General features: G+C 70.6%; 15 protein-coding genes. 7 read left to right on the forward strand and 8 right to left on the reverse strand.

Going from position 1 to position 20,521, the window contains the following annotated elements:
• Nucleotides 1-198: 198 nt before the first annotated feature.
• Entirely contained in the window at nt 199-987 is a 789-nt protein-coding gene (locus tag OG780_RS32595; protein ID WP_328458558.1) for a ferritin-like domain-containing protein, read from the forward strand.
• 9 nt (nt 988-996) lie between these two features.
• Here the strand turns inward: OG780_RS32595 and corA are convergent, their stop codons facing one another.
• Entirely contained in the window at nt 997-1,995 is a 999-nt protein-coding gene (corA, locus tag OG780_RS32600) for a magnesium/cobalt transporter CorA (RefSeq protein ID WP_328454230.1), read from the reverse strand.
• Between the two features lie 98 nt (nt 1,996-2,093).
• Between corA and OG780_RS32605 the strand changes: the two genes are divergently transcribed.
• The 4 genes from OG780_RS32605 to mshC all read left to right on the forward strand — a co-directional run bounded on the left by OG780_RS32605 (nt 2,094) and on the right by mshC (nt 5,615).
• Nucleotides 2,094-2,780, forward strand: coding sequence for a histidine phosphatase family protein (locus OG780_RS32605; RefSeq protein ID WP_328454232.1), 687 nt, complete (start codon nt 2,094-2,096; stop codon nt 2,778-2,780).
• A 117-nt stretch (nt 2,781-2,897) separates the two neighbouring features.
• A complete protein-coding gene (locus OG780_RS32610; RefSeq protein WP_326788750.1) occupies nt 2,898-3,488 on the forward strand; it encodes a DUF3090 domain-containing protein in 591 nt (196 codons plus the stop codon).
• A complete protein-coding gene (locus OG780_RS32615; RefSeq protein WP_328454233.1) occupies nt 3,452-4,279 on the forward strand; it encodes an SCO1664 family protein in 828 nt (275 codons plus the stop codon). Before OG780_RS32610 ends, OG780_RS32615 begins: the two co-directional genes overlap by 37 nt.
• A 106-nt stretch (nt 4,280-4,385) precedes the next feature.
• Complete coding sequence (gene mshC, locus OG780_RS32620) at nt 4,386-5,615, forward strand: cysteine--1-D-myo-inosityl 2-amino-2-deoxy-alpha-D-glucopyranoside ligase (protein WP_328454234.1); 1,230 nt, start codon at nt 4,386-4,388, stop codon at nt 5,613-5,615.
• 99 nt (nt 5,616-5,714) lie between these two features.
• On the opposite strand, the gene OG780_RS32625 is transcribed toward mshC, so the two are convergent.
• From OG780_RS32625 to OG780_RS32655, 7 genes are all read right to left on the reverse strand, one after another.
• Nucleotides 5,715-6,323, reverse strand: coding sequence for a hypothetical protein (locus tag OG780_RS32625; RefSeq protein WP_328454235.1), 609 nt, complete (start codon nt 6,321-6,323; stop codon nt 5,715-5,717).
• Between the two features lie 63 nt (nt 6,324-6,386).
• Nucleotides 6,387-8,132, reverse strand: coding sequence for a S8 family peptidase (locus OG780_RS32630; protein ID WP_328454236.1), 1,746 nt, complete (start codon nt 8,130-8,132; stop codon nt 6,387-6,389).
• Nucleotides 8,133-8,574: 442 nt separating this feature from the next.
• Complete coding sequence (locus tag OG780_RS32635) at nt 8,575-9,741, reverse strand: PAC2 family protein (RefSeq protein WP_328454237.1); 1,167 nt, start codon at nt 9,739-9,741, stop codon at nt 8,575-8,577.
• 293 nt (nt 9,742-10,034) lie between these two features.
• Complete coding sequence (locus OG780_RS32640) at nt 10,035-11,651, reverse strand: glycerol-3-phosphate dehydrogenase/oxidase (protein WP_328454238.1); 1,617 nt, start codon at nt 11,649-11,651, stop codon at nt 10,035-10,037.
• A 19-nt stretch (nt 11,652-11,670) separates the two neighbouring features.
• On the reverse strand, nt 11,671-13,209 hold the full coding sequence (gene glpK, locus OG780_RS32645) for a glycerol kinase GlpK (protein WP_328454239.1): 1,539 nt from the start codon (nt 13,207-13,209) through the stop codon (nt 11,671-11,673).
• 116 nt (nt 13,210-13,325) lie between these two features.
• On the reverse strand, nt 13,326-14,120 hold the full coding sequence (locus OG780_RS32650; RefSeq protein ID WP_328454240.1) for an MIP/aquaporin family protein: 795 nt from the start codon (nt 14,118-14,120) through the stop codon (nt 13,326-13,328).
• Between the two features lie 702 nt (nt 14,121-14,822).
• Nucleotides 14,823-15,587 carry an IclR family transcriptional regulator gene (locus OG780_RS32655; protein WP_328454241.1) on the reverse strand — a complete coding sequence of 255 codons (765 nt, stop codon included), beginning with the start codon at nt 15,585-15,587 and terminating at the stop codon, nt 14,823-14,825.
• 266 nt (nt 15,588-15,853) lie between these two features.
• Between OG780_RS32655 and metH the strand changes: the two genes are divergently transcribed.
• Nucleotides 15,854-19,381: a methionine synthase gene (gene metH / locus OG780_RS32660; RefSeq protein WP_328454242.1), complete on the forward strand. Its 3,528-nt coding sequence runs from the start codon at nt 15,854-15,856 to the stop codon at nt 19,379-19,381.
• Between the two features lie 139 nt (nt 19,382-19,520).
• Entirely contained in the window at nt 19,521-20,222 is a 702-nt protein-coding gene (locus OG780_RS32665) for an HAD family hydrolase (RefSeq protein ID WP_328454243.1), read from the forward strand.
• Nucleotides 20,223-20,521 lie beyond the last annotated feature (299 nt).

The following is a 20,521-nucleotide window of genomic DNA, read 5'->3' on the forward strand; positions in this document are numbered from 1 at the left end:
TGCGGCCGTGGTGGGGGCTCGGGGGTCTTCCCCGCCACGGCCGTCACGGGGAACAACGCGCCGACGGCCGCTTGGTTACGCGTCCGGACCGGCCGCGCCGTCCATCGTTCGGCGGATTTGTCGGACACATCGGTTGCCAGGTCATAAACGACCCATTTGACTCGTTCTCTGCGCAACTCTGCAGAGAGGGTGTCAATGATGCTGTCCGCCAAGAGCCTGTTCGAGGAGATCCTCGACAACGACGAGTCGTACCGCCTCTTCTGCTCCATCGCCGCCAGCGGGGAGTCGCAGGGCGGCTGGGAGAACGCCCGGATCGCCGCACTGGTCCCGGCGGACGAACGCGCCCTCGCCCCCAAGATCGCCCGGCACGGCGCCGACGAGGACAAGCACGGCCGGATCTTCAACGCCCTCATGAAGAAGCGCGGCCTCGAACCCGTCGAGGTACCGTCCGACACCGACTACACGATGCTCCTGGAGCGGCACGGCATCGGCCTCGCACACGACAAGCTCAAGGGCGACCAGCCCCTCACCGTGCAGGACATCGTCACCTATCTGGCCCACAGCCGGGTCACCGAACAGCGCGCCTCCGAGCAGATGGACCTGCTGCGCAGGCACTTCGCCGACCACCCCGACATCGGCCGCGCGGTGCGGATGATCGCGGCCGACGAGGACAACCACCTCGCCTACTGCCACGAGGAACTGCTGCGCTTCGCCCAGGCCGGCCACGGCCGCGCCATCCAGCGGGCCCTGCGCGAGTGCGCGCTCGCCGAGATCCGGATCTACCGGGACGTCAGCCTCGCCGTGATGGCCCGCATGGGTCGCGTCCTCGGGTGGTCCAGGACCAAGGCGGCCGTCCTCGCCGCGGGCATCCACGCCGTGTACGCCTACGAGCGGGCCGCGGGCTGGCGCCGCATGGTCACCCTGAAGACGCCCGAGCGGCGCGGCGCGCTCGACGGCCCCGCCGCGACCGCGCCCGAATTCGCCTGACCGGCCGGCCTACAGCCAGCCCCGCCGCTTGAAGAGCCGGAACAGCAGGAACTCCAGGACGACCAGGCTCCCGATCACCACCGGATACGACCACAGCCAGTGCAGCTCGGGCATGTGGTCGAAGTTCATGCCGTAGATCCCCGCCACCATCGTGGGGACCGCCGCCATGGCCGCCCACGCGGAGATCTTCCGCATGTCGTCGTTCTGCCGCACGCTCATCTGCGCCAGATGCGCCGACAGGATGTCCGACACGAGCCGGTCCAGACCCTCCACCGACTCGTTGACCCGCAGGAGGTGGTCGTTGACGTCACGGAAGAACGGCTGCGCCTTCTCGTTCACGAACGGCACGTCCGCCGCCTTCGGGCCCGGGCCCGAGAGCCGGGCCAGCGGCACCGCCAGCGGGACCGTCGCCCTGCGGAACTCCTGGACCTGCCGCTTGAACGCGTAGATCCGCGACGCGGTGTTCCGCGAGCCTCCGGACTGCGGAGAGAAGACCTCGGCCTCCAGGTGCTCCAGGTCGGTGCCGAGCTCGGTGGCCACCTCCAGATAGTGGTCCACCGTGGCGTCGGCGATCGCGTACAGCACCGCCGTCGGCCCGTGCCGCATCGTCTCGGGATCCGACTCCAGGCGCTCCCGGACCGCCTTGAGGGGCGACTCCTCGCCGTGCCGCACGGTCACCACGAACGAGTCGCCGACGAACACCATGACCTCGCCGGAGGTGACCGTGTCGCTCTCCGGCTCGTACGCCACCGGCTTCAGGACGACGAAGAGCGAATCCTCGTACACCTCCAGCTTGGGACGCTGATGGGCCTTGAGGGCGTCCTCGACCGCCAGCGGGTGGAGCGCGAACTCCTCCGTGACCAGCTCGAACTCGTTCTCCGTGGGCTCGTACAGGCCGATCCACACGAAGGCGTCGCCCCCGGCGCGGCACCGGGCCAGGGAGTCGGAGAGGTCACCGCGGTCCTCGGTCCGCCGGCCGTCACGGTAGATGGCGCAGTCGACGATCACGGTGCGGATTCTCCCGCCGCCGGGGCCCCACCGCACACGGGGAGCCGCTTTCCACAGGGCCCGCCGTCTTCCCGGGCCCTCCGTTTACGCTGGGCCGCATGCCCACCCTGATCCTCGTCCGGCACGGACGTTCCACCGCCAACACCGCGGGACTGCTCGCCGGCTGGACGCCCGGCGTCGCCCTCGACGAGCGCGGTACGCAGCAGGCCGCGGCCCTGCCCGGCCGGCTGGCCGGGCTGCCGATCGCCGAGGTCGTCACCAGTCCCCTCCAGCGCTGCCGGGAGACCGTCCAGCCCCTGCTGGAGGCACGCCCCGACGTCCCCGTGCACACCGAGGAACGGATCGGGGAGGCCCACTACGGCGACTGGTCGGGCCGCAAGCTCGCCGAACTCAAGGACGAGCCGCTGATGGACGTCGTCCAGGCGCACCCGTCCGCGGCCGCGTTCCCGGGCGGCGAATCGATGCGCGCCATGCAGACCCGCGCCGCCGAGGCGGTACGCGAGTGGAACGCGCGCGTGGAGCGTGACCACGGCGGTGACGCGGTCTACCTCATGTGTTCGCACGGCGACATCATCAAGTCGCTCGTCGCCGACGCACTCGGACTTCATCTCGACCTCTTTCAACGGATCTCTGTCGAACCGTGTTCCATCACCGCGATCCGTTACACCCGGCTGAGGCCCTTTCTCGTGCGTCTCGGGGACACCGGTGATCTCGCCTCCCTGGCCCCGCGCGAGGAAGCGCCGGGCGGCGACGCACCGGTCGGGGGTGGTGCGGGCGCACCGTGATCGTCGGCCGCAGTAGGGTGAAGCGGTCGAACCAGCACAGCAGTTGTCAACCCGTTCTCAGCCGATGCGGGCCGGTGCCGTCAGCCGGTCCCCATGCCGATTCAATGGAGACAGGACGTGTCCCGTCAGGTGTTCCTCTACGACCCCCCGGACCGTTTCGTGGCCGGTACGGTCGGGTTGCCCGGACGTCGTACCTTCTTCCTGCAGGCATCCTCCGGCCCCCGGGTGACGAGTGTGGCTCTGGAGAAGACCCAGGTCGCCGCACTCGCCGAGCGGATGGACGAACTCCTCGACGAGGTCGTCCGGCGCACCGGTGGCAGCGCCCCGGTCCCGGCGATGGCCCCGACCGAGGTGTCCGACACCGCCCCCCTCGACACCCCCGTGGAGGAGGAGTTCCGGGTCGGCACCATGGCGCTGGCCTGGGACGGTGAAGAACAGCGCATGATCGTCGAGGCGCAGGCCCTCGTGGAGGTCGAGGCGGAGTCCGACGAGGACCTCGCCGAGGCCGAGGAACGGCTGCTCCAGGACGAGGAGAACGGCCCGCCCATGCTCCGGGTCCGGCTCACCGGCGCGCAGGCCAGAGCCTTCGCCAAGCGCGCGCTCGACGTCGTCAACGCCGGCCGGCCCCCCTGCCCGCTGTGCAGCCTCCCGCTCGACCCGGAAGGACACGTATGTCCGCGCCAGAACGGATACCGCCGCGGAGCGTGACGACCGCCGAGCTGCTCGCCCGGGGCGAGCTGAAGGTACGCGGACAGATCCGTGAGGCCTCGAACGCGGTGCTCTACTGCTCCGTGTCCTACGAGGGCCGCGAGGCCTTCTGCGTCTACAAGCCCGTCGCCGGGGAGCGGCCGCTGTGGGACTTCCCCGACGGCACGCTCGCCCAGCGCGAGGTCGCCGCCTACGAGGTCTCCGAGGCGACCGGCTGGGGGCTCGTGCCCACCACCGTGCTGCGCGACGGGCCGTACGGCGAGGGTATGTGCCAGATGTGGATCGAGCCGTCCGCCGCCGAGGACGGTGAGGGGCTGCTCGCCCTGGTGGAGGGCGAGGAGCCCGCCGAGGGCTGGAAGGCGATCGGTTTCGCCGAGGTCGGCGAGGGCGGGACGGCCCTGCTCGTGCACGCCGACGACGCCCGGCTGCGGCGGCTCGCCGTCCTCGACGCCGTGATCAACAACGCCGACCGCAAGGGCGGCCATCTGCTGCCCGCGCAGGAGGGCCGCCTCTACGCCATCGACCACGGGGTCACCTTCAACGCCGAGAACAAGCTGCGCACCCTGCTGTGGGGATGGGCGGGGGAGCCGCTCACGGACGAGGCTCTTGGGGTCCTGGCCTCCCTGCGCGACGCCCTGGTCCCGGGCGCGCCGCTGGCCACCCGCCTGGCCGAACTCGTCACCGCCGTCGAGATCGAGGCCACGCGCGCGCGGGTCGAGGCCATGCTCGCGTCCGGAAAGCACCCGGAACCGAGCGGGGACTGGCCCGCGATTCCCTGGCCCCCGGTGTAGCACGGCGGCGTGTCCGCACCGCGCGGGCACCGGCACGACGAAGTCGTACGGCCCACAGGTGCCGCCCGGTTCGTATACGGAAGTCCCGTCCGGTTAGGCTCATGCCATGTATGCCTGGCCCGCTTCTGAGGTCCCCGCCCTGCCTGGTGAGGGCCGCGACCTCCGGATCCACGACACCGCGACCGGTGGGCTCGTCACCCTCGACCCCGGTCCCGTCGCCCGAATCTATGTCTGCGGCATCACGCCGTACGACGCCACCCACATGGGACACGCGGCGACCTACAACGCGTTCGACCTGGTGCAGCGCGTGTGGCTCGACACCAAGCGGCAGGTTCACTACGTCCAGAACGTGACGGACGTCGACGACCCGCTGCTGGAGCGGGCCGAGCGCGACGGCGTCGACTGGGTGGGACTCGCCGAGAAGGAGACCGCCCTCTTCCGCGAGGACATGACCGCCCTGCGGATGCTGCCGCCGCGCCACTACATAGGCGCCGTCGAGGCGATACCCGGCATCGTGCCGCTCGTCGAGCGGCTGCGGGACGCCGGAGCCGCCTACGAACTCGAAGGCGACGTCTACTTCTCCGTCGAGGCCGACCCCGCCTTCGGCAAGGTGTCCAACCTGGACGCCGCGACGATGCGCCTGCTCTCCGCCGAGCGCGGCGGCGACCCGGACCGGCCCGGCAAGAAGAACCCCCTCGACCCGATGCTGTGGATGGCCGCCCGCGACGGCGAGCCGAGCTGGGACGGCGGCTCGCTGGGCCGCGGCCGGCCCGGCTGGCACATCGAGTGCGTCGCCATCGCCCTCGACCACCTGGGCATGAGCTTCGACGTCCAGGGCGGCGGCTCCGATCTCGCCTTCCCGCACCACGAGATGGGCGCCTCGCACGCCCAGGTGCTGACCGGCGAGTTCCCCATGGCCAAGGCGTACGTCCACGCCGGCATGGTCGCGCTCGACGGCGAGAAGATGTCGAAGTCCAAGGGCAACCTCGTCTTCGTGTCCCGGCTGCGGCGTGACGGGGTCGACCCCGCCGCCATCCGGCTGACGCTGCTGGCCCACCACTACCGCTCCGACTGGGAGTGGACGGACAGCGTCCTCGAAGAGGCCCTCGCGCGCCTGGACGACTGGCGGGCCGCGGTGTCGCGTCCCGACGGGCCGTCCGCGGACGCGCTCGTCGAGGAGATCCGCGCCGCGCTCGCCGAGGACCTCGACGCACCGGCCGCGCTCGCCGCGGTCGACCGCTGGGCGGCGCTCCAGCACGAAACGGGCGGCACGGACGAGGGTGCCCCCGGCATCGTCTCGCGGGCCGTCGACGCCCTCCTCGGCGTCGCCCTGTAGGACCTCGTCCCGCCGCACTCCACCGAGCGCGGCGGGACACGCGAGTGCCGGGCGGGGATTCTCCGCCCGGCACTCGCCATGTTCCTGGAACCTCCGTCCCTACCTGGTCACGATGACGGACTGGAGGGCGCCGGTGCCGGTGTCGTAGATCCCGTAGACCTGCTGCCCGAAGGCGAAGGCCTTCTGGACCACGTCGTGGGTCACCGGGTCGGGGTGGACGAGCCTGCGCCAGCCGTTGTCGATGAACAGGTACAGGGCCTGCGGCTGGCCGGGCAGCGGCGTCACGACGTCCTGGAAGTGCTGGGCCATGCCGATGGACAGGGCCCGGGTCTCGACGGCGCTCGGCAGGATCAGCGGTTCACCCTGCTGGATCTGCTGGATCTGCTGGATCTGCTGGTGCTGTTGGTGCTGCTGCTGACCGCCGAGCTGCTGGAGCAGTTGCTGGAACGGCTGCTGCTGGCCGAGCTGCTGGAGCTGCTGCTGGAGGTACTGCGGAACCTGCTGCCCGGTCTCGTGCCGGCCGAAGGGCTGCTGAGCCTGCTGCCCCATCGGCGCCTGCTGTCCGATGAGCGTCTGCTGCCCGATGGGCATCTGCTGTCCGAACGGCTGCTGCTGCTGGGCGATGCCCTGCTGCTGGTAGGGCGATGTGCTCGGGTACTGCTGCTGTCCCTGCTGTCCCTGCTGGCCCATCTGCGGGATCGTGCTCATGCGGGGTGCCACCTTCCATCCATGGTTGGTTGCGTTCCGTCTCGGTCCGGTGGGACCACGTCCTCAGCCCGTCACGACCAGGCCGACGATCTCGTCGTCCGAGAACCAGACCCGTACATCGGGCCGTCCCCCCGCGAAGGCGGAGTGCACCGCCTGACGGACCTCGGGGGACGGGTGGTCGAGGTTGCGCCAGGCACCGGACACGTACAGCCGGAGCCTCGGCGGGAGTTCGCGCGGATACGGCAGCAACTCGTCCCAGTACCGTTCGGCCAGGCCCGAGCCGACCGCCTCCGGCAGCAGACGGGTGACCGCCGCCTTGATGTCGGGCCGGCTGCCGATCCGCTGGGACGCGGGCCGGTCCGGCGCGTCCTGCTGCGGGGAACCCGTGGACCGCAGCAGGACGCGCGCACGTTCCGGGGACATCGGCGGCCGGCCCGCGGCCTTGAGCATGCCCTGAAGCGCCGCCAGAGCGCCGACCACCACCGGGGAGGCGGAAGAGGTCCCGGAGAACGTGTCCGTGTACCAGGCGATCTCCTCGGCCCCGCCCTGCAGATCGCCGGGCCGGTCCCAGAAGCCACCGGTGGTCGTGACCTCGCGTCCCCAGCCCTGCGCGTCCACGCGCGCGCCGTGGTTGGAGAACGCGAGCCGTGAACGGTCCGGCCCGTGGTCGCGGCCGTGTGTGCCGGGCGGCGGTGCGCCCGCGCCTACCAGGATCGCCTCGGAGGACGGATTGGAGGGGTTGAAGGGATTGCGCCACCACTCCGGGAACTCCGGCGGGCGCCGCTCGTAGAGCGCGTCGTCCAGAGACTCGGCGCCGTTGCCGGCCGCCGCCACCACGAGGATGCCCCGGGAGGTCGCGTCCTGGATGGCGGCGAAGTCGTCGGGCCACCATTCGAGGGCGATGTAGCCCGCCTGGCTGTCGCGCTCCTCGAAGTCGAACCGGGGTCCAGGAGCGTGCAGTTCGACCAGGACGATGTCGCCGGGGCTCAGCCGTTCCGCCGCCGCGTGGATCGCCGCGGCCGTCCCGATGCCCCGGACGGACGCGGCCGCGGTCACGGCGTCCGGCACGATCCCGGTGATCCCGTGCTCATCGCGGTCGCCGCCGATCACGCCGATGGCGGCGGTCCCGTGGTTGCGCCAGGCGAGGTCCGTGTGCGGGGTGCCGACGACGACGCCGGCGAGCTTCGACGCCAGGTCCTCGTGTCCGAGCTGCCAGGCGCCCTCCACGTCGATCACGGTGACGCCCCGGCCCGAACCGCCCGGCCGCTGCCACGCCCAGTACGCGTCGACGCCCTCGGGCGCCGGGCGCAAGTAGCCCTGCCTGCTGGTGAAGTCGGGGGTGACAGGCGCCCCCTCCTTCAGCCGGCGGCCGTCTTCGGAGCTCCCGCCGGTCCACGGTCCCGGTTCCGGCGCCGCGGGAACGGCGCCGGGTTTCACGTACGCCGCGTCGATCCCCGGCAGCGCGGCGATCCGGGCGCGCAGTTCCTGGGCGCGGCTGCCCGCGCCGCGCAGCCGGTAGAAGAGCGCGAGGTCGGGACCGCTCCCGGTGCCCGCCGCGGACTGCCGGAGGCGTTCCTCGCTGCCGAACAGCGGCTCCAGGACGAGCTGTTCGTCGCTGAGGAACATGTCGAGGGCCGAGACGTCGGCGCCCGCCGCCGAGCGGACGCCCTCGGCCCGTGCGCGCAGCCTGGCTTCCGGACGGGCGACGACGATCAGCTCCCGCTCGGCTCCTCGGTAGGTGAATCCCGCTCCGTCGGGTCCCGGCCCGGTCGTTCCCGGGCCCTGCGCCGGCTGTACCTGGTCGGTCATCGCGTACCGCTCCCTTCGATCCCTGGGGTGCCGGTCCCTGCGTGTGCCGTTCGCTGTGTGTGCCGTACGCCGTGCCGTGCGCTGTCCTCCGGCCGGCGGCATGCGCCATGTCCCTTGCCGGGGCGGCGCCTTCGAGGCACAACCTGGCACGCCCACGGCATCCCGTCCACCCCGAATTCGCCAACTTGGTTTGCGAACAAGTTGAATTGGGCAACGTGTGCAATCTGTCCTGAAACAGATGTCACGCCGAATTCAGGCCGAAGGCCAACGATACGGATGTCATGCAGCGGGGCGGCAGTGATGGTCGACCCCGACGGTGCGCCCGGACAGCACCCCTGGGGACGTGCGGGGGTGCGTGGGGACGTGAGGCGGGGCCCCGGCGATGGACCCGGACAGCCGGAAGGGGCGGTACGCGTGGCGCGCACCGCCCCTTCGGGGCCCGTCAGTCCTCGGTGGAGTCGTCCGCGTCGGAGGGGCCGGAGGAATCCGGCGTGTCCGTGGACTCCGGCGCGTCCGGCGTGTTCGACGTGCCCGGGGTGTCCCCGGATCCGGACGCGCGGTCGTGGGTGTCCGGCCCGGTGCCGTCGCCGGCACTGCCCGGCTCCCTGTCCTTCCCCGACTCCTCGTCCTCGCCGGTGTCCTGCCCGTTGCCGGACTCGGGGCGCTGGGTCAGCGGCGGCCGGGTGCGGCCGCCGGGAGTGTCGCGGAGGTACGAGGCCGGCTCGCCGCTCTCCGTCGCGTGGCCCGGAGCCCCCGCCGTCGGACCGCCACCGTCCCTGCGGCGCAGATAACGCTCGAACTCGCGGGCGATCGCCTCGCCGGACGCCTCCGGCAGCTCGGCGGTGTCCCGGGCCTCCTCCAGCGTCTGCACGTACTCGGCGACCTCGCTGTCCTCGGCGGCGAGCTGGTCGACGCCCAGCTGCCAGGCACGCGCGTCCTCGGGCAGCTCGCCCAGCGGAATGCGCAGGTCGATGAGGTCTTCCAGGCGGTTGAGCAGCGCCAGGGTCGCCTTCGGGTTGGGCGGCTGCGACACGTAGTGCGGTACGGCCGCCCACAGGGACACGGCGGGTACGCCCGCGTGCGTGCACGCCTCCTGGAGGATGCCGACGATGCCCGTGGGGCCCTCGTACTTGGTCTCCTCCAGATCCATCGTGCGGGCCAGGTCGGCGTCGGAGGTGACTCCGCTGACCGGCACCGGACGGGTGTGCGGGGTGTCGCCGAGCAGCGCGCCCAGGATGACCACCAGCTCCACGCCCAGTTCGTGCGCGAAACCGAGCAGTTCGTTGCAGAACGAGCGCCAGCGCATCGACGGCTCGATGCCGCGGACCAGCACCAGATCGCGCGGCTTCTCGCCGCCGATCCGGACCACCGACAGACGCGTGGTCGGCCAGGTGATCTTGCGCACGCCGGCGTCCAGCCACACGGTCGGACGGTTCACCTGGAAGTCGTAGTAGTCCTCGGCGTCCAGCGCCGCGAACACCTCGCCCTTCCATTCCCGGTCCAGATGCGCGACCGCGGCGGAGGCTGCGTCGCCGGCGTCGTTCCAGCCCTCGAACGCGGCCACCATGACTGGGTCGATCAGCTCGGGAACCCCCTCCAGCTCGATCACCCAGCGCCTCCTTCCGATGTGCCCTCGCGTACGCCTCAACCTTACGGCGTGCCGAGGGGACCTCCGCAGCCCCCTTGCACGGGGGAGTGAACGGATCACTGCCCCGTCGAAGGCCCGGAAACACGCGAGCCCGCCACCCCGCCCCGCCCGCGCGTCCGGGCCGTCCCCGGTCAACTCGCCGGGCAGCCGTGAGGGTTGCCGCGCAGCGAGCGGCCACGAAGCGCGCGGCGCCCGCACACGGGCTGAGGGGCGGCACCCCCCGTGGGAGCCGCCCCTCACCCGGCCGTGGGCGCCTACTTGCCGTCGAGCAGATCCTGCACCTTGCCGCGGACCTCGTCCGTGGCCAGACCGCGGATCGTCAACGTCGTACGGCGGCGCAGCACGTCGTCCGCCGTCTCGGCCCACTCGTTGTCCCGGGCGTAGACGACCTGCGCCCAGATCTCCGGGGCGTCGGGGTGGACGCGCTCGCCGAGCGCCGGGTTCTCGTTCGCCAGCCGGGCGATGTCGAAGGCCAGCGAGCCGTAGTGGGTGGCCAGATGCCTGGCCGTGTCGGCGGCCATGCGCGGACCCGGCGCCGGACCGTCCACGAGCAGACGGTGGGCGACCGCCCGCGGGTTGGCGACACCCGGGAGCGGCAGCTTGCGCGGCAGCTCGGAGATCGGCTCGAAGTCCTCGCCCAGCGGCCGGCCCGGCAGCGCCTCCAGCTTCTTCATGACCGTTCGGCCGATGTGCCGGAAGGTGGTCCACTTGCCGCCCGCGACGGACAGCATGCCGCCGCGGCCTTCCGTGACGACCGTCTCGCGCTTGGCCTTCGACGTGTCTCCGGGGCCGCCCGGCAGCACCCGCAGACCGGCGAACGAGTACGTGATCAGGTCGCGCGAGAGCTGCTGGTCGCGGATGGAGTACGCGGCCTCGTCGAGTATCTGGGCGGTGTCCTTCTCGGTGACCGAGACGTCCGCCGGGTCGCCCTCGTACTCCTCGTCGGTGGTGCCGAGCAGGAGCATGTCCTCCCAGGGGAGGGCGAAGGTGATGCGGTACTTGTCGATCGGGGTGGCCAGGGCCGCTTTCCACGGGGAGGTGCGCTTCAGGACCAGGTGCGCGCCCTTGGACAGACGTATGGAGGGAGCCGCGTTCGGGTCCTCCAGCTTGCGCAGGTGGTCGACCCACGGGCCGGTCGCGTTCAGCACGAGCCGGGCGTTCACGCCGAACTCGTCGCCGGACAGCCGGTCCCGCAGCTCCGCGCCCGTCACCCGGCCCCGGGTGAAGCGAAGGCCCGTGACCTCGGCGTGGTTCAGGACCGCGGCCCCCGACTCGACGGCCGCGCGGACCGTCATCAGGGCCATGCGGGAGTCGTTCATCTGGTCGTCGCCGTACACGGCCACGGCCTTGAGGTTGTCGGTGCGCAGCTCGGGCACGTCCTGCGCGGCCTTGGAGGGGCTGAGCAGATGTCCCACGCCGTCACCGAACGCCGACAGGGCGGAGTAGGCGAAGACGCCCGCTCCGAGCTTCGCCGCGCCGTGCGGCCCGCCCTTGTACACGGGGAGGTAGAACGTGAGCGGGTTCGCCAGGTGGGGGGCCACCTGGCGGGAGACCGCACGGCGCTCGAAGTGGTTCTCCGCCACCAGCTTCACCGCGCCGGTCTGCAGGTAGCGCAGACCGCCGTGGAGAAGCTTGGAGGAGGCGGAGGAGGTGGCGCCGGCGAAGTCGCCGGCGTCGACCAGCGCCACCCGCAGTCCGGACTGCGCGGCGTGCCAGGCGGTGGAGATGCCCAGGATGCCGCCGCCGATGACGAGGAGGTCGTACGTCGCCTTGGAAAGCTGCTCCCGGGCCTCGGCGCGGCTCGGGTTGGAGCCGGAGGCCGGGTGCGTGCCGAGGGCAGGCACGGACTGCAGGGTGGGCTGGCTGGTCATTGCGGGTTCTTACTCCTCGTCAGTTCTCGTCTTCGATCCAGCCCATGGTCCGCTCGACGGCCTTGAGCCAGCTCTTGTACTCACGGTCGCGGACGTCCGCGTCCATGTTGGGGGTCCATTCCGCGGCCCGGCGCCAGTTGGCGCGCAGGTCCTCGGTGTTGGTCCAGAAGCCGACGGCCAGACCGGCGGCGTAGGCGGCGCCGAGGCAGGTGGTCTCGGCGACCATCGGGCGCACCACGGGGGCGTCCAGGACGTCGGCCAGGGTCTGCATCAGCAGGTTGTTGGAGGTCATGCCGCCGTCGACCTTGAGCGCCGTGAGCTCGACGCCGGAGTCCTTGGTCATGGCGTCGCTGATCTCACGGGTCTGCCAGGCGGTGGCCTCCAGGACGGCGCGCGCGATGTGCGCCTTGGTGACGTACCGGGTCAGGCCGGCGATCACACCGCGGGCGTCGGGACGCCAGTACGGGGCGAACAGGCCGGAGAAGGCCGGCACGACGTACGCGCCGCCGTTGTCCTCGACCGAGGACGCGAGCGTCTCGATCTCGGCGGCGGACTTGATCAGGCCCATCTGGTCGCGCATCCACTGCACGAGCGAGCCGGTGACGGCGATGGAGCCTTCCAGGGCGTAGACCGGCTCCTGGTCGCCGATCCGGTAGCCGACCGTGGTCAGCAGGCCCGAGTACGAGTTGATGATCTTGTCACCGGTGTTCATCAGCATGAAGGTGCCGGTGCCGTAGGTGGACTTGGCCTCGCCCTCGGAGAAACAGGTCTGGCCGAACAGGGCCGCCTGCTGGTCGCCGAGCGCGGAGGCGACCGGGATGCCGCCGAGCAGCTCGCCGAGCGGGCCGCCGGTGACCTCGCCGTACACCTCGGCGGAGGAGCGGATCTCGGGGAGCATCGCGAGCGGGACGCCGATGGACTCGGCGATCTTCTCGTCCCACGCCAGGGTGTGCAGGTTCATCAGCATGGTGCGGGAGGCGTTGGTGACGTCGGTGACGTGCTTGCCGCCGTCGACGCCGCCGGTCAGGTTCCAGATGACCCAGGTGTCCATGGTGCCGAAGAGGATGTCCCCGGCCTCGGCGCGCTCCCGCAGGCCCTCGACGTTGTCGAGCAGCCAGCGGGCCTTGGGGCCGGCGAAGTACGACGCGAGGGGCAGGCCGGTCTCGCGGCGGAAGCGGTCCTGGCCGACGTTGCGGCCGAGCTCCCGGCACAGGGCGTCGGTGCGGGTGTCCTGCCAGACGAGGGCGTTGTGGACGGGCTCGCCGGTGTTCTTGTCCCACAGCAGCGTGGTCTCACGCTGGTTGGTGATGCCGATGGCCTTGATGTCGTCCCGGGTGATGCCGGCCTTCGAGATGGCTCCGGCGACGACCTCCTGGACGTTGGTCCAGATCTCGGTGGCGTCGTGCTCGACCCAGCCCGGCTTCGGGAAGATCTGCTCGTGCTCCTTCTGGTCGACGGAGACGATGCGTCCGTCGCGGTCGAAGACGATGCAGCGCGACGAGGTGGTGCCCTGGTCGATGGCGGCGATGAAGGGGCCGGCGGTGTGTGCGTCGGTCACGGTGTGCTCCTGGTGTCCGTGGGAGAGGGGCTGTCTACGGCGCGGTGCTTCAAAGCGGTGCTGTGCGGCTCATGGTGCATGGGGCGCGGCTTCCAAGCGTGCTGGAGCGGGGGCTCCTAGGCGAAGGCGACGTTGTATATGCCTGCTGCGATCGCGCCGCCGATGAGCGGGCCGACGACCGGTATCCAGGCGTAGCTCCAGTCGGAACCACCCTTGTTGGGCAGGGGGAGCAGGGCGTGCACGATGCGCGGACCGAGGTCACGGGCCGGGTTGATCGCGTAGCCGGTGGGGCCACCGAGGGAGAGGCCGATGCCCACCACCACGAAGGAGGTGATCAGGGCGCCGAGGACGCCCAGGCCGTCGCCGTTGTTGTTCAGCCCCTGCGTGAGGATCGCGAGGATCAGCACCACGGTGCCGATGATCTCGGTGGCGAGGTTCTGCGCGACGTTGCGGATCTCGGGGCCGGTCGAGAAGACGCCGAGCACGGGGCCCGCGCCGGTCTCCTGGGCCTCGATGGCCTTGGTCCTGGTGGCCTGCGCACCCGGACCGCCGACGATCTCGCGGTCGGTGAGGTGGGCGAGGAACTGGCCGTAGTAGGCGACCCAGACCAGTGCCGCGCCGATCATGGCGCCGAGCAGCTGACCGCCCCAGTAGGTGGCGAGGTTGCTGTAGTCGTCGTCCTTGATCGCGAGGGCGAGGGTGACGGCCGGGTTGAGGTGAGCGCCGGAGAGCGGCGCCGAGATGTAGACCGCGGTCATGACCGCGAAGCCCCACCCGAAGGCGATGGCCAGCCATCCGGCGGCTCGCGCCTTGGAGGCCTTCAGCGTGACGGCGGCGCACACGCCACCGCCCAGCAGGATGAGAACGGCGGTACCGATGGTCTCGCCGATGAAGATGTCGGAGCTGGACACCCGCGACTCCTTTGTCCTTCGTCCAGGGGAAGCCGAACCCCGGGTCCCTCCGGTGGTTCGTGCTCTCGGGGAGTGAGAGCGATGTCGGCCCCGGCATTGCCACACCCTAGCGTCTATTGCCGGTAGGTGTTCGACAATGTCGACCGATGGACGGGAGTCTTGCTCTCGCTTCGCCGCCTCGTCAAGGGTTCGGTTATCGAAAACGCGATCGTTATTGATTGATGTGTGCTATCGGTGCGCCGTCGCTCGTCGGAGGGCACGCGAAGAGGGCCGGGGAGCATTCCGCTTCCCGGCCTCGGAGCCTGTGAATCCCGGCCTCGGCCGCTGTGAATCCCCGGACCTCGCCGAGTACGAAACCCGGAGCGGCGCACGCCCGAGGCCGACGCGCGCGCCGAAGGGACCCGCGACGGTGTGCGTCCGGGAACGGTTCTGCGAACGGCGTACGCGTCGAGACCGCCCGGCGGGCGGGTGTATACGGTCAGGGCCGCCGGGCGAACGGTGTTCGTGTCGTCAGACGTCGAACGGTGGGGCCAGACGTCGAGCGTCAGGCGTCAGGAGGCCGGCGTCGAACGGTAGGCGTCACCCGTCACCCGTCACCCGTCACCCGTCAGCTGACGGGTGACTGGGGGCAGGTGGCAGGCGTCCCACGGACGGCGGGACGGCCCGGCGCACGGCAGGACGGCCCGGCGAACGGCGTTCGCGTCAGAACCGGCCGGCGCCCAGGTCGCGCGACACCGCGCGGGCGCAGTCGCGCACCGCGGCGATCAGCTCCGGCCGCAGCTCCCCGTCCTTGCACACCCGCTCCACGGCCCCGGTGATGCCCACCGCGCCGACCGGCATGCGGCGCCGGTTGTGGATCGGGGCGGCCACCGAGGCGACCCCCGTCCACGTCTCCTCGACGTCGTCCGCGTACCCCCGCGCGCGGGTCACGTCGAGGACGCCCTCGAAGTCGTCCAGTTCGCTGATCGTCCGCGGGGTGAACGCCTTGCGCTCGACCTCCAGGACCTCGCTGTGCGCCACCGGGTCGTACGCCGACAGCACCTTGCCCAGGGCCGTGGAGTGCAGCGGCTGCATCGCCCCCACCTCCAGGACCTGCCGGCTGTCGTCCGGCCGGAAGACGTGGTGCACGATCAGGACGCCCTGCTGGTGCAGCACGCCCAGATAGACGCTCTCGCCGCTGGAGCGGGCCAGGTCGTCGGTCCACACCAGGGCGCGCGCCCGCAGTTCGTGGACGTCGAGATAGGTGGTGCCCAGACGCAGCAGTTCGGCGCCCAGCTGATAGCGCCCGGAGACCGCGTCCTGCTCGACGAACCCCTCCTGCTGGAGGGTGCGCAGGATGCCATGGGCCGTACCCTTGGCCAGGCTCAGCGAGGAGGCGATGTCCGACAGGCCGAGCTGTCGTTCGCCGCCCGCGAGCAGCCGCAGCATCGCCGCTGCCCGTTCGAGCGACTGGATGTTCCGTGCCATCGCCGTGCTGCCTCCGTCCCCTTCGACCGCCGGCGCGACTACCCGCTGCCGTTCGGCAATGTCGAACACTACCGGTCGTCACCGAGCTCCCGCCAATGGGTGGTCGCCCCACGTTCCGCCCGCCTCCACACCGCCGTCACCCACACCACGCCCGTCCGCGTCGTGGACGCCCATGCCTGATCCGCGGTGCTCCGGATACCCTGACGGCGTGCGCCTTCCATGGGAAGCGCAAAGCCGACAGCCGTCGCACTCCAGGGAGCACCTTCATGGCCTCGTTGCCGAACCCGTCCCTTTCGTCCGGTCTTTCCGAAGGGCGGAAGCGAACCGAAGCACTCCGAGAAGCGCTCGCCACCCGTGTGGTGGTGGCCGACGGCGCGATGGGCACGATGCTTCAGGAGCAGGACCCGACGCTGGAGGACTTCGAGAACCTCGAAGGCTGCAACGAGATCCTCAACATCACCCGCCCCGACATCGTGCGCTCCGTCCACGAGGCGTACTTCGAGGTCGGCGTCGACTGCGTGGAGACGAACACCTTCGGTGCGAACCACTCGGCGATGGCCGAGTACGACATCGCGGACCGCGTCCACGAACTCTCCGAGGCCGGCGCCAGGATCGCCCGTGAGGTCGCCGACTCCTTCGGCGCCCGCGACGGCCGCCAGCGCTGGGTGCTGGGCTCGATCGGCCCCGGCACGAAGCTGCCGACGCTCGGTCACGTCTCCTACGGCACCTTGCGCGACGGCTTCCAGGCCAACGCCGAGGGCCTGCTCGCCGGCGGCGCCGACGCACTGATCGTCGAGACCACCCAGGACCTGCTGCAGACGAAGTCCTCCGTCCTCGGCGCGCACCGCGCCATGGAGGCGACCGGCGTCCGGGTGCCCCTGGTGGTCTCGATGGCCTTCGAGACCACCGGCACCATGCTGCTCGGCTCCGAGATCGGCGCCGCGCTGACCGCGCTGGAACCGCTCGGCATCGACATGATCGGCCTGAACTGCTCGACCGGCCCCGCCGAGATGAGCGAGCACCTGCGCTACCTCACCCGGCACTCCCGCATCCCCCTGCTGTGCATGCCGAACGCCGGTCTGCCGGTCCTGACGAAGAACGGCGCCCACTTCCCTCTCGACGCCGAGGGCCTGGCCGACGCCCAGGAGAACTTCGTACGGGACTACGGCCTCTCCCTGATCGGCGGCTGCTGCGGCACGACACCCGAACACCTGCGCCAAGTGGTGGAGCGGGTGAGCGGCCTCACGCCCCCCGAGCGCAGCCCGCAGCCCGAGCCCGGTGCCGCTTCGCTCTACCAGACGGTCTCGTTCCGTCAGGACACCGCCTACATGGCGATCGGTGAGCGCACCAACGCCAACGGCTCGAAGAAGTTCCGCGAAGCCATGCTGGAGGCCCGCTGGGACGACTGTGTGGAGATGGCCCGCGACCAGATCCGCGAGGGCGCCCACATGCTCGACCTGTGCGTCGACTACGTCGGCCGCGACGGCGTCGCCGACATGGACGAGCTGGCCGGCCGCTTCGCCACCGCCTCCACCCTGCCGATCGTGCTCGACTCCACCGAGGTCGAGGTCCTGCGCGCGGGCCTGGAGCGCCTCGGCGGCCGCGCGGTCCTCAACTCCGTCAACTACGAGGACGGCGACGGCCCCGAGTCCCGGTTCGCGAAGGTCACCCGACTGGCGCAGGAGCACGGTGCCGCGCTGATCGCGCTGACCATCGACGAGGAGGGCCAGGCCCGCACCGTCGAGACCAAGGTCGCCATCGCCGAACGGCTCATCGAGGACCTCACGTCCAACTGGGGCATCCACGAGTCCGACATCCTCATCGACACCCTGACCTTCACGATCTGTACCGGCCAGGAGGAGTCCCGCAAGGACGGCATCGCGACGATCGAGGCGATCCGCGAGCTCAAGCGCCGCCGCCCGGACGTACAGACCACGCTCGGCCTGTCCAACATCTCCTTCGGCCTCAACCCGGCCGCCCGCATCCTGCTCAACTCGGTCTTCCTCGACGAGTGCGTCAAGGCGGGCCTGGACTCGGCCATCGTGCACGCGTCCAAGATCCTCCCGATCGCCCGGTTCAGCGAGGAGGAGGTCACCACCGCCCTCGACCTCATCCACGACCGCCGGGCCGAGGGCTACGACCCGCTGCAGAAGCTGATGGCCCTGTTCGAGGGCGCCACCACCAAGTCGCTGAAGGCGGGCAAGGCCGAGGAACTGGCCGCGCTCCCCCTGGACGAACGCCTCAAGCGGCGGATCATCGACGGCGAGAAGAACGGCCTGGAGACCGACCTCGCCGAGGCCCTCCAGGACCGGCCCGCCCTCGACATCGTCAACGAGACCCTGCTGGACGGCATGAAGGTGGTCGGCGAGCTGTTCGGCTCCGGCCAGATGCAGCTGCCGTTCGTCCTCCAGTCCGCCGAGGTCATGAAGACGGCCGTCGCCTACCTCGAACCCCACATGGAGAAGTCGGACTCCGAGGGCAAGGGCACCATCGTGCTCGCCACCGTGCGCGGCGACGTCCACGACATCGGCAAGAACCTCGTCGACATCATCCTGTCCAACAACGGCTACAACGTCGTCAACCTCGGCATCAAGCAGCCGGTCTCCGCGATCCTGGACGCCGCCGAGGAGCACAAGGCCGACGTCATCGGCATGTCCGGGCTCCTGGTCAAGTCCACGGTGATCATGAAGGAGAACCTGGAGGAGCTGAACCAGCGGGGCATGTCCGCCGACTACCCCGTCATCCTCGGCGGCGCGGCCCTGACCCGCGCCTACGTCGAACAGGACCTCCACGAGATCTACCAGGGCGAGGTCCGCTACGCCCGCGACGCCTTCGAGGGCCTGCGCCTCATGGACGCCCTGATCGGCGTCAAGCGCGGGGTGCCCGGCGCGGTCCTGCCCGAACTCAAGCAGCGCCGGGTGCGCGCCACCGCCTCCGCCGAGATCGAGGAGCGCCCGCAGGAGGGACACGTTCGCTCCGACATCTCCACCGACAACCCCGTACCGAAGACTCCCTTCACCGGCACCCGCGTGATCAAGGGCATCCAGCTCAAGGAGTACGCCTCCTGGCTGGACGAGGGCGCCCTCTTCAAGGGCCAGTGGGGCCTCAAGCAGGCCCGCGCCGGCGACGGCCCGACCTACGAGGAACTCGTCGAGACCGAGGGCCGGCCGCGACTGCGCGGGCTGCTCGACCGTCTTCAGACCGACAACCTGCTGGAAGCCGCCGTGGTCTACGGCTACTTCCCCTGCGTCTCCAAGGACGACGACCTGATCATCCTCGACGACCAGGGCAACGAGCGGACCCGCTTCACCTTCCCCCGCCAGAGCCGCGGCCGACGGCTGTGCCTCGCCGACTTCTTCCGCCCCGAGGAGTCGGGGGAGACCGACGTGGTCGGCCTCCAGGTCGTCACCGTCGGCTCCCGGATCGGTGAGGAGACCGCCAAGCTCTTCGAGGCCAACGCCTACCGCGACTACCTCGAACTGCACGGACTGTCCGTGCAGCTCGCCGAAGCACTCGCCGAGTACTGGCACGCCCGCGTGCGCTCCGAGCTCGGCTTCGCGGGGGAGGACCCCTCCGAGATCGCCGACATGTTCTCCCTCAAGTACCGCGGGGCCCGCTTCTCCCTCGGCTACGGCGCCTGCCCGAACCTGGAGGACCGCGCCAAGATCGCGCAGCTCCTGGAACCCGAGCGCATCGGCGTCCACCTCTCCGAGGAGTTCCAGCTCCACCCCGAGCAGTCGACCGACGCCATCGTGATCCACCACCCCGAGGCCAAGTACTTCAACGCACGGTGAGGTCCCGACGCGCCGCGGCACGCGCCGCGGCGCACGCTGATCGGATAAGTCGTACACTTATCGGTCCATCGCAGGCCGGTTGTCCCCTGGCGCTCCAGGGAGCGACCGGCCTGGTCGTCCCTCAAGGAGGTGCGCCAGGATGACCAGTACGGTCCCCGCGCTCGGAATCCGTACGGCCGAAGGCTCAGCCCTGCAGGCCGTGCTCCTCGACATGGACGGAACCCTGGTGGACACCGAGGGCTTCTGGTGGGACGTGGAGGTCGCGGTCTTCGCGTCCCTCGGACACGCGCTGGACGACTCCTGGCGCCATGTGGTGGTCGGCGGCCCGATGACCCGCAGCGCGGGTTTCCTCATCGAGGCCACCGGCGCCGACATCACGCTGCCCGAACTGTCCGTGCTGCTCAACGACGGTTTCGAGGAGCGCATCGGCCACTCCCTGCCGCTGATGCCGGGCGCCGCCCGGCTGCTCGCCGAACTCGCGGCGCACGAGATCCCCACCGCGCTCGTCTCCGCCTCGCACCGGCGGATCATCGACCGCGTCCTGGGCACGATCGGCTCGCACTTCTTCGCCCTGACCGTCGCGGGCGACGAGGTGGAGCGGACCAAGCCGTTCCCCGACCCGTACCTCCTCGCGGCCGCCCGGCTCGACGCCGAACCGGCACGCTGCGCCGTCATCGAGGACACCTCGACCGGTGTCGCCTCCGCCGAGGCCGCGGGCTGCCAGGTGATCGCGGTGCCCTCGGTCGCGCCCATCGCCCCGGCCGCCCGTCGCACCGTCGTGAATTCCCTCGAAGAGGTCGACCTGCCCTTTCTGCATCGTCTGATGACAAAAGCCCACTGATGCGATCACCGAACGTCATCGCGTTCATCACGCAGCGTGCCGAGCCGAATGCGCGGAAAGGGCTCGGCCGTTCCGTGTGATAACCGCGGGCGAGGGCCCGATGGAATGCATATCGGGGCGGAACGACTAATTCCGGAAGCTTCAATCAATTTTACCGTGTGACGTTCGCCACATGGCGGAGGGTCGACAGTGGGACCGACTTGTGCCCCCGTCGCCCATTCGTTACACACTGACGTGCCCTTGTGTCCCGATTGATGAAACCCTGCACTAATCCTTCCCGTGTCGGGTTATCGGTGCGT

Origin of the sequence: Streptomyces sp. NBC_00386 (genome assembly GCF_036063235.1) — a bacterium.
GTDB lineage: Bacteria > Actinomycetota > Actinomycetes > Streptomycetales > Streptomycetaceae > Streptomyces.

Excerpts from the sequence above, each read along its gene's own strand:
- OG780_RS32595 (WP_328458558.1), top strand. The coding sequence starts at position 199 with ATGCTGTCCGCCAAGAGCCTGTTCGAGGAGATCCTCGACAACGACGAG.
- OG780_RS32605 (WP_328454232.1), top strand. The coding sequence starts at position 2,094 with ATGCCCACCCTGATCCTCGTCCGGCACGGACGTTCCACCGCCAACACC.
- OG780_RS32615 (WP_328454233.1), top strand. The coding sequence starts at position 3,452 with ATGTCCGCGCCAGAACGGATACCGCCGCGGAGCGTGACGACCGCCGAG.
- mshC (WP_328454234.1), top strand. The coding sequence starts at position 4,386 with ATGTATGCCTGGCCCGCTTCTGAGGTCCCCGCCCTGCCTGGTGAGGGC.
- OG780_RS32625 (WP_328454235.1), bottom strand. The coding sequence starts at position 6,323 with ATGAGCACGATCCCGCAGATGGGCCAGCAGGGACAGCAGGGACAGCAG.
- OG780_RS32630 (WP_328454236.1), bottom strand. The coding sequence starts at position 8,132 with ATGACCGACCAGGTACAGCCGGCGCAGGGCCCGGGAACGACCGGGCCG.
- OG780_RS32640 (WP_328454238.1), bottom strand. The coding sequence starts at position 11,651 with ATGACCAGCCAGCCCACCCTGCAGTCCGTGCCTGCCCTCGGCACGCAC.
- OG780_RS32655 (WP_328454241.1), bottom strand. The coding sequence starts at position 15,587 with ATGGCACGGAACATCCAGTCGCTCGAACGGGCAGCGGCGATGCTGCGG.
- metH (WP_328454242.1), top strand. The coding sequence starts at position 15,854 with ATGGCCTCGTTGCCGAACCCGTCCCTTTCGTCCGGTCTTTCCGAAGGG.
- OG780_RS32665 (WP_328454243.1), top strand. The coding sequence starts at position 19,521 with ATGACCAGTACGGTCCCCGCGCTCGGAATCCGTACGGCCGAAGGCTCA.